This window comes from Lactobacillus hominis DSM 23910 = CRBIP 24.179 (assembly GCF_000296835.1).
Classification (GTDB): Bacteria; Bacillota; Bacilli; order Lactobacillales; family Lactobacillaceae; genus Lactobacillus; species Lactobacillus hominis.
On record NZ_CAKE01000002.1, the window covers coordinates 275,926 to 289,394 of the forward strand.

General features: G+C 35.9%; 10 protein-coding genes. 3 read left to right on the plus strand and 7 right to left on the minus strand.

Features of this window, described 5'->3' with window-relative positions; all coding sequences use genetic code 11:
- Positions 1-172 precede the first annotated feature (172 nt).
- From BN55_RS02495 to BN55_RS02505, 3 genes are all read left to right on the plus strand, one after another.
- Positions 173-1,069: an outer membrane protein assembly factor BamD gene (locus BN55_RS02495; protein ID WP_008470102.1), complete on the plus strand. Its 897-nt coding sequence runs from the start codon at positions 173-175 to the stop codon at positions 1,067-1,069.
- 88 nt (positions 1,070-1,157) lie between these two features.
- Positions 1,158-1,583: a hypothetical protein gene (locus tag BN55_RS02500; protein WP_008470103.1), complete on the plus strand. Its 426-nt coding sequence runs from the start codon at positions 1,158-1,160 to the stop codon at positions 1,581-1,583.
- 123 nt (positions 1,584-1,706) lie between these two features.
- On the plus strand, positions 1,707-3,746 hold the full coding sequence (locus tag BN55_RS02505; RefSeq protein WP_008470104.1) for a KUP/HAK/KT family potassium transporter: 2,040 nt from the start codon (positions 1,707-1,709) through the stop codon (positions 3,744-3,746).
- Between the two features lie 110 nt (positions 3,747-3,856).
- On the opposite strand, the gene BN55_RS02510 is transcribed toward BN55_RS02505, so the two are convergent.
- The 7 genes from BN55_RS02510 to BN55_RS02540 form a co-directional block, all read right to left on the minus strand.
- A complete protein-coding gene (locus tag BN55_RS02510) occupies positions 3,857-5,515 on the minus strand; it encodes a phosphoenolpyruvate carboxykinase (ATP) (protein WP_008470106.1) in 1,659 nt (552 codons plus the stop codon).
- 181 nt (positions 5,516-5,696) lie between these two features.
- Entirely contained in the window at positions 5,697-6,767 is a 1,071-nt protein-coding gene (locus BN55_RS02515) for an AAA family ATPase (protein ID WP_008470108.1), read from the minus strand.
- Between the two features lie 116 nt (positions 6,768-6,883).
- The gene (locus BN55_RS02520; protein ID WP_008470110.1) at positions 6,884-7,495 is read right to left on the minus strand and encodes an RloB family protein; all 612 of its coding nucleotides are present in this window, start codon (positions 7,493-7,495) and stop codon (positions 6,884-6,886) included.
- On the minus strand, positions 7,479-8,774 hold the full coding sequence (locus tag BN55_RS02525) for an AAA family ATPase (protein ID WP_008470112.1): 1,296 nt from the start codon (positions 8,772-8,774) through the stop codon (positions 7,479-7,481). The genes BN55_RS02520 and BN55_RS02525 overlap by 17 nt, the downstream gene beginning before the upstream one ends.
- Before the next feature lie 133 nt (positions 8,775-8,907).
- The gene (locus BN55_RS02530) at positions 8,908-9,849 is read right to left on the minus strand and encodes a YSIRK-type signal peptide-containing protein (protein ID WP_040469142.1); all 942 of its coding nucleotides are present in this window, start codon (positions 9,847-9,849) and stop codon (positions 8,908-8,910) included.
- 249 nt (positions 9,850-10,098) lie between these two features.
- On the minus strand, positions 10,099-12,048 hold the full coding sequence (locus tag BN55_RS02535) for a M13 family metallopeptidase (RefSeq protein WP_008470115.1): 1,950 nt from the start codon (positions 12,046-12,048) through the stop codon (positions 10,099-10,101).
- A gap of 127 nt (positions 12,049-12,175) precedes the next feature.
- A complete protein-coding gene (locus BN55_RS02540; protein ID WP_008470116.1) occupies positions 12,176-13,393 on the minus strand; it encodes an MDR family MFS transporter in 1,218 nt (405 codons plus the stop codon).
- Between the last annotated feature and the right edge of the window lie 76 nt (positions 13,394-13,469).

Consider the following 13,469-nt stretch of genomic DNA (forward strand, 5'->3'; position numbering starts at 1 on the left):
TTATTAATTAATTTTTGTAAGAACTTCACCGGTGATTTGCCTTACACTATTACTAACGAAATAGATCTTAATTTTGGCTCAACTTTTTAAAGAAAGTTCAAAAAATAGTTTTTGTTATAATGAAAAGTGTAAAATCAAACTTGATCAATAAGTTAAGGAGGATTTATATATAATGAAAAAATCCAAAATTTGGGTAGCTTTAGTTGCCCTCTTCGTAGTTTTAGTCGGAGCTGGATGCAGTAAACAATCTAACTCTTCTGGCGACTACTCTACTTTAATGAAGCAAGGTAAAACCTATGTAGCCGACGAAAAGTATTCCCAAGCTGAAGATAAATTCGAACAAGCTCATCAAGTTAAAGCCACTGATGAATCAGATGTTTATGCTAAACAAGCTAATCACATGTCTGATGCTAAAGACAGCATTAGCGAATATAACTTTAGCGAAGCTTTAAAAGATTTAAATAAGGTAGTTTATGCAAACAATGGCTACTCAGTAATGACTAACCGTGCTAAGAAGCAATACAAGACGATTAGCCGTGTTCAAAGCAATATTAAAAACGAGATTAATCCATTATATGACAATGCAAAATCAGCTTATAAAGACGGTAACTACCAACAGGCTGAGCAATACTGCATCCAAATCTTAGACTTACCTTATATTAATGGTAAATACTACAAACAAATCAGAAATAAAGTTAACGACTTGTTAGATGATGCAAAAGATGCTAACGGCGATAGCAAGAGCGATGAAAATTCTTCATCTAAGACTAACAGTTCAAACTCTAATGAAGAAAACAAATCTTCAGATACCGAAAAAGAAAATAATAATTCCTCAACTTCATCTAACGCAAACAGTTCATCTTCAAACTCAAATAATATGACTGTCGGCGGTCAAGCAGTTACTGCTCGTGTAATTGCTCAAGTACGTGATAAATTAAGTTCTATGGGCGTTTCTACTTCATCTTGGAGCGATCAAGACGTAGTTAACTTCATGAACTCTGCAGCTAAAAATGGCCACACTACTATTGATTCTTACACTCAAAGCGACGTAAATAACTTTAATAAATAAGAAGAAAAGTTGCTTTTAGAATGATTTCAATGTAAGATTATATTGAATTTTTGTACTAGTACGACATTATTTAAAGGAGCTCTTAACTTTGACTGAAGAAAGCAAAAAAACTGCCGCTGAAAAAACGGAAAAAGACGAAAAGTTCCAAGTTGTCATCCCAGAAGCTAACCGCGTTGAGATGCCAGCAACCGAATTTGCAGTTCAACCAGATTATTTAAAAGTTTTTGCTAACTTTTATATTGCAAAATTTGAACAAGCTGACCTCGAAATCATGGATACTTTTGATGGTAACCACGACGTTGTTGAAATTAATACCTACCTTACTAACAACGAAGCATTTTCTCGTCAAAATTTGATTAAGCATGTTTTGAACATCCATGCTCAACGATTTGAAGATATTTTAGCTAATATCAAAAAAGAAACTGGTATAGATCCTCAAAGTATGAAGACATATGAGGATTGGGATAAGTGGTATACTGATCGTCGCAATAATATTCCACAAACTATGTCTTAAAGGCTTGAAACTTTAAGCAAAATATATAAGAATAAAGTAACTAAAAAAGAATGCAATGGCATTCTTTTTTTGATTTTTATATTATCTTGATAAGCTGATAGCTTTTATTAGGAGTATTTATTCATGAATAATAAACGAAAAAATCTCACCGCAGCAGGTTTACTGATTGCTATTGGGATTGTGTATGGTGATATCGGAACGAGTCCACTGTACGTTATGAAGTCCATTGTTGCCGGAAACGGCGGTATTGGCAATGTTAACCGCGAATTTATTATTGGTTCGATTTCCTTAGTTTTATGGACGGTTACCCTGCTTACTACCTTACAAACTGTGATTATTGCTTTAAAGGCAACTAACCATGGCGAAGGTGGTATCTTTGCCCTTTATACTTTAATTCGTAAACGTAAAAAATGGTTGGTGCTTCCTGCTTTAATTGGAGGAGCTGCTATCTTAGCTGATGGTACTTTAACACCAGCCGTTACTGTTACGACAGCGATTGAAGGATTAAAAGGGATTGAATTTGGCAAAGGCAATATTCCGGTTAACACTCAAAGTACGGTTATTGCTATTACTGTTGTGATTTTGCTGGTTCTATTTTCTATTCAACGAATGGGAACAAGCATTATTGGTAAGGCATTCGGGCCAATCATGTTTGTCTGGTTCACTTTCTTAGGAATCGTCGGAATCATGAATATGGCTGGCGACTGGTCAATTCTTGAAGCCCTCAATCCTTACTATGCTATTAAGCTTTTATTTAGTCCGTATAACAAGGCCGGAATTTTTATCTTAGGTTCCATCTTCCTTGCTACTACCGGTGCTGAAGCCTTATATTCTGATGTAGGACACGTGGGAAAAGGCAACATTATCGGTTCTTGGCCTTACGTTTTTGTATGTTTGTCACTGAACTACTTCGGCCAAGGCGTTTGGATTTTGAATAACCCAACTTACAATGCAGGTAATGGTGATTTTAATCCATTTTTTGAAATCATTCCGCAAGACATTCGTTTAGCCGCAATTGTTTTAGCTACTATTGCCGCTGTTATTGCTTCACAAGCCTTAATCACTGGTTCGTTTACATTAGTTGCTGAAGCCAGTGGTTTGAAGTTCTTACCTAGAATGAATATTGTTTATCCGTCGACTGAAAAGGGACAAATTTATATTCCATCTGTTAATAAGATGATTTGTGTAGCCACTATTTCAATCGTCTTATTCTTCCAAACTTCGGCTCACATGGAAGCAGCTTATGGTCTTTCTATCACGATTTCAATGCTAATGACGACCATCTTGCTATATGAATGGCTAGTCATGAAAGGCATCAACTGGTTCTGGAACTGGCTATTTCTTATTTTCTTCGGCTTTTTAGACATTATGTTTATGGCCGCAAGCTTGAGCAAGTTTACCCATGGCGGTTACGTATCATTAGTTATCGCTGGTTTTATCGGAATTGTAATGTACATCTGGTTCTACGGAAACAAGATCCGCGACAAGCGTGAATCACGCAATGCATATGTGCGTTTAGATGAATATACCGATATGCTGACTGACTTAAGTCACGATGAAGACTATCCAACTTACGCCACCAACTTAGTTTACATGGCTAAAGTTAAGTACAATAAATTTATCAAACGAGAAATTTTATACTCGATCTTGGATAAACGTCCTAAGCGTGCTAAGGCATATTGGTTCGTTACAGTTAACGTAACTAACGAGCCATTTACTGCTGAATATGCTGTTAACACTTATGGCACTAAGAACGTAATTAACGTTCAGCTTTTCCTAGGATTTAAGCAACAACAAAGAGTTAATGTTTACTTGCGTCAAATTGTGCATGACTTAATTGCTGACGGTACAATCGAATCACAGCCCCAAGAATACACGACCACTCCCGGACGTGATGTCGGAGACTTCTCATTCGTTATTGTTAACGACGTAATTAGCCCTCAAACTCAATTACGTAACTACGAAAAGTTCTTAGTAGAAGCTCGTGTATGGCTCCAAAACCTGTCTTCTAACCCTGCTTCTTGGTTTGGGTTAGATTATGCAGACACCGTCATTGAACGTGTCCCATTGATCTTAGGTGACCAACACAAGCAGCAAATCACTCACATTGCTCCCAAGAAATACGAGCAAATGAAAAAGAAAATCCAAGAAGGTCAAATTTAATTAGATAAGTAAAAAGACTTCAGTTCGATTATGAACCGAAGTCTTTTTGATGAACAAAAATGCTCCCCAGTCAAAACTGAGGAGCATTTCTTGCTTACGCGGTAAAATTATTAACTTAATTCTTTAATGATGTTTTCTAAGGTTTCCTTAGCTTCATCTTGGATCTTTTGAGTTGGGTGTTCTTCATCATATTTGTTGAGCCAGTTCAAACGATCTTGCATTCTCTTAGACAAGGTCTTTTGGTATTCAGGATCTTCTAAGTGAACTTCGTAGCCTTCAATTGGCAAGTAGCTTACGCCCTTGAAGTTGCCAAATGGCTTCCAGTCGCTGTCCTTGATCTTGTCAGTAGCTAAGTCTTCAACAATCTTCTTAGTTACTTCCTTAGGAATATCCTTGCCCATAAATGCGTCAGTATTCAAGATGTAGCAGCTTGCACCACGCTTAGTGAACAATTCCTTGAAGTCTCTGTAATCACCAGAAACAGGATATGCTCTGAATGGGTCTGCGAATGGTTCAATAACCAAAGTATTCATATCAAATCCCTTTGGTAAGTTTTCAGCACTAGTTCTCTTAGTTGCCAAAGTACATCCCATAGTAGTTGCCAAAACTGGATCATCAACTTTAAGTAGTGGAGGCAATGAACCATCTTTCATAATCCAGAACAAAGCAGTAATTGGGGCTTTTTCAAAGTCAACACGGTGAGGACTAGTGTAGCGAGTCTTGATAACACGACCGTTGTTGTTACGTAAGTCTTCAGTAACAATTACCTTCTTGCCATCTTCGTCTTCAGTAACGGCACAGTTCATGATTGTAGTGTAGTACTTAGTTTCGTGGTGGCCTGCTGGGTAGTCGTGAGTCTTATCAAAGTATGAAGGCTCCAATGCTACAGAAGAACCATCTTCACGTGAAATAATAAATGCATCATCGTGCAAAACAGTAATATCGTATTTACCATCGTACATTTCGTGAGTCAAAGTTGATTTACCTGAACCTGACAAGCCGTAGAATGCAAATACCTTATCGTCTTTGTCTTTAAAGTGGAATGACTTTTCACCACCGTGACATGCAGTGTAGCCATGTCTGTGAGCCATTGCCCAAGCCAAAGTCAAAGTACCCTTCTTCAATTCACCAAAGTAACGTAAACCAAAGACAGCAGCACAGTTGTGAGGTGCATCAAAGACGCCGAAGCCCTTTGGATAATCATCATCAGTAACATTTGGATCGAAGTAGAAGTAAATGTCTCCTTCATCATAGAACTTAGATTTTTTGTACATTTCTTCAGCTTCTTCATCATAGAAGTGGAAGTTCAAAATGTAAGAAAGCAAGTTAAATGCTTGATCTTCTGGCATCATAATGTGAGCTTTAACAGTATAAGTTGGATCAAGTCCTACTAAAACAGTTGCCTTCAAGAATTTTTCATTGTGACCTTTATAAATATCTTCACGCAAATTGCCAGCCAATGCTTCTGGGTCTTCTTTTGGATCGTCTACAAAGTGACGCGCACTAGCAGTTCTGCCCAAAATCTTACCATGGTTATAAACTAATTGCTTAGCACCTTGTGGCAAGCCCAAATCCTTAGTATGTAAAATTGGCAAGTCAGTTTCAATTACACCAGGTTGCTTCTTAGCTAAATTATAAGCTTCAGCAACACTTGTGACTTCATGAACATTGTTGCCATAAAATGCTGATTCAATTGTAGAACGAACACGACTAAATTTTGGATTATCTTTTCTTAATTCTGAACTAGAATAGCGTTCTTGTGTACTCATTTAAAATTTTCCTCCTTCGAAAGCTAAGTAAGCGGTTTCAACAATTGACACCTTTATATTAACATAACTATTTGTGCATAGCTACACAAATTTGGTGTTAACCGCCTAAGAAATTATTGGTCTATCGTAAGGATTGCTATACAAGTAATGTCTAGGTATTTTGGTATGAAATCTAAAGTTTTTAATAACCTAAATAATATACAGAGTTCGGATCTTGCACTTGGTTAAGATAATCTGCAAAGTATGGCAAAGTGAAATTTACTATTCCATGTCCAACCGGCTTTACTAAATCTCTTTCAATTGCCCGTCGACGATATTGAGCCACATAAACTCGACTCTTGCCCCACTTTTGAACAATCTCTTCTAACTTTCCACCGTCTTTAACAAACAAAAGATACTTACGATCATTTTCGGATAGATCATCAAAAATCTTTTGGTATGCATTGTCAAAAAGTTGGAGTTTATATTGGAGCGTGATATTCTCCAAGTCTGCAAATGTTGGAACTTTTCCATTTACTTCATTAAACAATAAAAAGCCCAGCAATTGAAAACCATACGCATAGCCACCCACCATTTGCGCCATTTTATTGGCAAGCTCAAGTGAACATTTAAAAATCTTTTGATAACTAGCAATTACATCTGCAGGTTTCAAAGGTAAAGTGTGAATTTTTTCTGATCTGAGCAAAAATGTAAGATTTTTTTCAGTTTGTAAATTCAAGACGAGGTCTGGCAATCCCGTCATTAAAACAAATAGAGGTAATTTTTCACCTTTTAGTTCGTTAGAAACTTGCGCAAACTTTCTTACAGCTTCAGAATTGCTGATCTCATCTATCGTCACTACTACATATTTATTTTGCTTTTTCAAATGTATCAGCATTTCTTTCAAAGCCTCATCATATTCAAGACTATCACTAGAAAGATCAATATTAAGACCTTTGACAGAAATGGAACTTACGCTTTTAACTACTTTTTTTAAATTAGATGTGGTTGCATGAAGTAATTTCTTAGTAAAACTTTCAACTAGGTTATCATTATTTAACAAATTAATTCGAATACAACTTTTATCTTTATCCAGTGTCTGTCCTACTGCATTTAAAAAGACTGTTTTTCCAGATCCACGCACCCCAGTAATAAAAAAGGAGCGTGCGAAGCTGCTATTTTTAATAGTTTTGATTAAATCATTAATTCTAGAGTCCGTATCTAAGAAAATCTGGGGCACATCCCCAAAAGTTGGATTAAAAGGATTGTTCATTTTTAAACTCCTTTAAACTTTATATCTATTTTTAAACTCTTTTAAACTTCATACTACATTTTAAACCCTTTTAAACTTTGCCGCAAAAAAAGAGCTCCAACATTTTGAGGAGCTCTCTAAAACTGATCCGTATGAAATATCTCTCCTAGATAACAATTGATATTAGTAAACGGATCATCTGTTAATAAATTGTTTTTTCTTAGGTAAAGGGCATCTGCATTTTCTTTTGCTGTTTTTATTCGATCATATAAAAACTTTCTCATGTGTAAAACATCTGCTCCTTTAAAATCTTTATAATTTTGGGCAAAATACTGCGGACCCGATAACTTTTGAAATAAGGCTGGGCGCGAATAACTTTTAAATACTGGCTCAAAATGCATTAAGATCCATATCTCAAAACAAATTGAAGAAAACAGTATCTCAATATTATTTTTTTGAGCTAACTTTCGACATTCTGAAATTTCTTGCAAACCATGATCATCTCTGTCAAAAACAACATATATTTTACCGGGATCTTTTCCTTTAGTATGGGCGATGGCTTCATGAATTAGCATTTTACCAGATCGCCCCATCGCCTTTATTTCAATTTTAGGACGAGCAATAGATATTTCAGTACGATGATATTTTTGCTTTAGCATTCTAAAATAATTTTCTTCAGTTTCGCCTTCGCAAAAAATATAAATGCTTTGTTGCAGAGAAAGCTCTTTAGGTTTACGCTTTTTTCTCATTATTAGATTTCTTCACCTCTTCATGTATCGACTTTAAGGTCTCTTTCAACCCATCTAAATCAATAATTGGCATCGCACCAAATTGTCCCTTAAGATACCGATGTAAGAATGATACATTTAATCTTCCCAAATTTCTTGAATCGGAAAAATCAAAAATTGATTTTAACGTACTTACACCCTTAAAGTCTTTTTCAATTAAATAGATCTGGTCTGTTCTAATTTCATTATCCAGCAATTCTAAATCATGGGTTGCTAATAGAAATTGATTACTGTTTTCCTTTGTATTAAATAATTTAACTAAACTGTCAGCCAACTCATGATGGAGCGACTCATCAAATTCGTCGATAACTATTGTTTTATGGTTGCCATTAACTTGAGAGAAAATCATCGCCAAGACAATATAAAAGATCCTTTGTGTCCCCTGCGATTCAGAACTTAACGGTAATTCTTCAGTTCTTAAAACATTTCCTTGATCATCATAAACTTTATGAGATGTATAAATTTCCAACCTATCAGTCGGTAAGGGCGCATCTAATTGTGTCGAAATTTTTCTCAATATTGGATCATCAATCGCAACACGTCTCAAATTTAAATCTACAATATTAAAATCCGCAAAACTTAAGAAATCAATCATTTCCTGCTTTAATTTTTCATTTGATAATAATTCCAACATTTTTTCTGGAATCATTACGTTTGAGCCTAAAAAGACCAAATCTTCACTAAACCAAGTAAAAACTCCCGAGGCATGTAGATCATTATTTTGTTGAGCTAAGTAGAGAAAGAGAGCATTTTTTCTCAAATTATCTGTTAAGCCTTTTAGCTTATCCGGTAAGACTAAGAAATCCTGTCCCTTTCTTTCAAAATACGTCTTCTCACTATTAGATAGAATTAGTACTAATTTTTCACTTTCAATGTGATCAGCATCATACGAAAATGAATATTCATATATTTGCTTTTGATATTTTAAAGTTACTGCAAAATAAGTTAAATCTTTAGCACTATTGGGATTGAATAAAAATGGATTGTATACCAATTTATCTGTAATCGATTTGGTACCACCAATTCGAATTAAATGAGCCATAGTTAAAATTCCTTGGAGAAGCTCAGATTTCCCTGCACCATTGGGCCCAAATAACAGTAAATTTTTTAATACAGAAACATCTTTTCCTGGGAAAGTATTCGTTTCCTTGTACTTATATAACCGTGCACCAGTTTGAAAAGACAATTCAGTTTCATTTTTAAATGAAGCAAAATTCTTAGTAATAAAATCGATTAGCATATATTTTACCTCCATTATTGATTGATTTTAGCACATAACAGGTCAAAGATCACATTTTTTTGTGATCTTTATAAGATAGCAAAAAAGAAGCCCCCATCACTGGGAGCTCCCTAAGAACTAATTATCATTACTTTTAATTGTCCTTCTTTTTCTTAGAAGCCCATGCGCCACTAATCAAGGCACCTAATACGCTACCTAAACCTAAAATCAAGAATAAAGTATTGTTTTCTCTATTCCCAGTTTGTGGTAAAGCTTGTTTCTTGTGATATACAGGTATTGGATGTTTTACTTGCTTAGTCACAGAACTATTCTTTTGAATATTATTTTGACTAATGGTGTTGTCCTTATGTTCAGTATTGTTATCTGCAATATCTTTATCATGTTGATCATTTGAAATAGTTGGTTTTTCAGGATCTGGACTGGAGGTAGAGGTATTCAGAGTCAACTTAATCGTATTATTTGCGTCTTTGCCTACATTACCCACTTGGTTGTTATCCATAGATAACATAGCTGTCCCATCTTTTGATTTAACAGATTCGGTATTATTTTCACCAGCGCTAAGAACTGCTTTTGATGAAGCTTTTTCAGCTAAACTTAAATTAGCTTCTATAACTTTTTCTTTATCAGAAGCTTTATGATCAGTTGCAAAATTCTGAGTATCAATCTTTGATTGAACTGCTTTTGGTTCTTCTTTTGCCCCAGTAACTACATCATAAGACGCTGTTTTTTCAGTAGTAGCAGTACTATCAGTATTTTTAGCTTCTACCTTATTTTCGTCGGAAGAAGTTTGCGTATTATTAACGTCTGCTTTAGGTAAAGTAACTTCTTTTTGGTGAATATTCTGACTAGTCAGTTCTTCATCACTAGTTGAATTTTTATCATGGGCAGCTGCTACAGTGTCCGTTGAAAAACTAGTATCAGCTGCTTGAACAGTATTATTATCAAAAAATAAAAATGCACCGATAGCTGCTGAAACTAATAACCCTGAATTAAGCTTACGAAAAGAATAGTGATGTTGTAACTCACTTTGGCTTTTTTCTCTTCCCAACTTATTATTACGTGATAGCTTTTTCATTTGCTTGCCTCTTTGCTCATTCAAGCCTTTATTATTAACGCCAAATTATCGTTATTTAATTTAGCATATTGAATTGTAGCCGTCTTGAAAGCGATAACTAATTCAATCTTATTGTTCAATAATACCATCTTAATTCATCACTTGATACCTCCTGTTATTAAATTAGCCATAAATTATTTAGTTTTCTATACAAAAAAAGACATTGAACCACTCATAAATAGTTCAATGTCTTTTAAATTTCTATGCCTATTACCAGATAACTACACGTTTTTCTGGATCAAGCCACATACCATCTTCTGGCTTTACATCAAATGCCTTGTAGAATTCTTCTTGACATTGTGATTGAACATTTGCTCTTTCTGGACCAGGAGCGTGAACGTCAACAGAAACTTGAGTCTTGATACTTTCTGGCAATTGCTTAGTTGCCCAAACACGTGCAAAGTTTTCAAAGACTTCTTTCATATCGCCGCCTTCGCCCTTATTTGCTTCAACAGCAGCAGTCAGTCCACCTTGGTCAGCAATATTTTCAGAAACAATCTGCTTACCATTCAAAGTAACTGGACCATATTCAATGCCGTTGAACAAATCAATTTCAGCTTGCGTACGCTTCTTGAATTCAGCAAAGTCTTGGTCAGTCCACCAATTCTTCAAGTTACCAAATTCGTCGAACTTAGCCCCATTGTTATCGAATGCGTGAGAAATTTCATGAGCAATAACCACACCAATACCACCATAGTTCAAGCTACGTGATTGCTTCAAATCATAAAATGGCTTTTGCAAAATTGCAGCTGGAAAGGTGATGTCGTTTCTTTGTGGGTCGTAGCAAGCGTTAACCAAGTTACCTGGCATCAGCCATACGCTGCGGTCAACGTCTTTATACAACTTATCCAAGTTGTACTTTAAGGCAACTTTGCCAGCTTGAGATTCATTAGCATAAAGGCTGCCGCCTTCAGATTCTGGAGTAACTTCGTAAAGATCATAGATTCTTTCGATCTTTTCTGGATAGCCAATCTTCAAAATTAAAGCGCGAAGCTTAGTAATAGCCTTTTTCTTGGTTTCTTCACTGAGCCAGCTATTAGCGCTAATTCTTTGTTCATAAACATCAATCATCTTGTGAATCATGTCTTCAACGTCAGCTTTTGCTTCAGCGCCAAAGTAAGTTTGACCGTAGTAAACACCTACTACTTCACTAAAGAGGCCGTTTGCCAAGTGATAGGCTTGCTTAGTGCCAGATGATAATTCTGGTTGACCTGAAAGTGCCTTGTGGAATGGGAAAGCAGCCTCACGGAAGTCTTGTGACAAGTAACTAGCCACACTGTTGATAAATCCAGTAATCATCCAGCCCTTGATTTCTGAGAAATTATCCTCATTAACTAATTCGTCAAAATGATCTAAATAGCGTGGTTCAGTAACGATTACGCGATCAGGCTTTTTATCAAAGATTTCGCCTAAGAAGTAATCGATCTTGAAGTTCTTGATCTTAGCTTCAAAGTCAGCAAGTGAAACTGGATTGTACATTGCTGGGTAATCTGCCCATTCTTCAGTTGACTTAACAATCTTAGAAAGCTTTTCATCAAACTTCAAAGCTCCAGCAACATAAGCATTAGCTTGAGCTTCGTCAATGCCAGCCATGGTTAATAAGTTAATAGTTTGTTTTGACCAAACGTCAAGCAAGTCCTTAGCAGCTGGATTGTCGTAAGTAGTAGTATCAGGCAAAATTAAACCTGCTCCACCAAAGTGAAGTGCGTGAATCTTGGTATTCTTCATGTCGGCTTCAACATAGAAGCTAAATGGAAGACCAAAGCCGTTTTTGAATAAATCAGCTGCTTTTAAGTTGAAATCAGCAAAATTCTTCAAATCAGTCAAAACTGACAAGTCTGCCTTAATTGGTTGTGCACCGTCAGCATTTCTCTTTTCAAAGTTATTGGCGATTCTGTAAAGTGCTACAGCCTTACCGAAGTTAGGAACCTTAGGTAATTCTTTGTCACCGGATGCAAAATCAGCAAAATCTTGCATTAAGTTTTTTTCAATATTAAGATCAATTCCGTCAAAACTACTAGTGCGTGAACGATCTGATGGAATCTTCGCATTTTCCAACCACTTAGAGTTAACCGCTAAATATAAGTTATCTTGAACACGAGCATTGGTGTCGGGCTTGGTGATATCGCCAGCTCCACCGCGAACGTTAAAATGAGTCATCAAATAAAAATCCTCCTTTGAATTTATAAGTAACTATCTAAATGATATCATTCTTAAAATTGTTAGTCTATTATTAAAATTAAAAAGGAGCTAACTATATTTAGTTGCCTTCAAAAAGTTCCCTATTTTACTTAAATAATTCTAACTGCTGCTTCAATTTCGCATGCATTGGTACTAAAACTACGATCATTAAAAAGATTCCAATTGCAGCAACAATAAAGAAGTCGATATAACCAAATCTATCAATCACAAGTCCGCCAAATAACGGCCCTAACGCTCTACCAATAGCTGAAGTCGATAGCGTCAAGCCCTGGTATTTTCCCTTGCTCGACATTGGCGATAAATCATTTACATAAGCTGGGATAGCTGGCATAGCAGTAGATTCTCCGATGGTTAAAGTCACCATCGAAAAGACAAAGTGAGCATAATCTTTGGCAAAAATTAGCGTCACAAAAGAAATCGCAAACATCGTCACACCAAATATCATCTGGTGAAAAATGTTCTTAAAAATATTAGGAAATTTGCTAAGTAGCGCTTGAACACAGACGATAATTCCTGCATTGATCGTCCACAGCAAACTGTATAAATGAAATGGAATGCCTAGTGAAACCATATAAACTGATAAGTTCGACTCCCAATTCATATACATCAACCAAATCACAGCTAAAGTAGTATAAAAGCCAATCGTTAAGATCAAGTTAGCCTTTGGCATTGGCTGAATCTTTTGCTTAACTTGCTTATCTTTGTTAGCCATTCTTTCTTTATGAAATTGAATAATTGGGCGGTAATTAAAAATCGTGTTAACACTAACTGCCACAAATAAGCACGCTGCAATGATAAATAGCAACGTCACCGAGTAATCATACAAGTAGCCGACCGTTAGCGTACCTAATACAACACCTAAATTTTGGGCAAAATAAATCACATTAAAGACGTAGCGCCCAGGTTTAGACTTGATACTAGTAGCAATTGAATTAATTAATGCTCCATTCCAGCCGCCGAGTAATCCAGTTAGTGTCATCCATACCCAATAAATTGGCCAGCCATGAAAAGCAGCCATTAAAAACAAAACTAGTGCATCTAAACTTCCACCAGCGATCAGTAAATAATATGGATCTAAGTGGTCATAAGCCCATCCTGCGACAAATGAGCCCAGCATATTAGCCAAACAGTTAAAAAGCAGTACTACCCCAATCATCGCTAATGAAACGTGTAGACGCTTATTTAAATAAACCGATGTTAGTGGCCAAATAAAACTAGCTCCAATCCAAGTTAACAATTCACCTAGTAATAACCAATGCAACTTAATCTCATCTGCTGGTTGTTTACCATGTGCAGTCTTCATGCAATCCCTCCCATTCTCTAACCTAGTCTAACAAAAAAGACATGGATATTTCCATGTCTTTTCGTTTAAAGAAGTA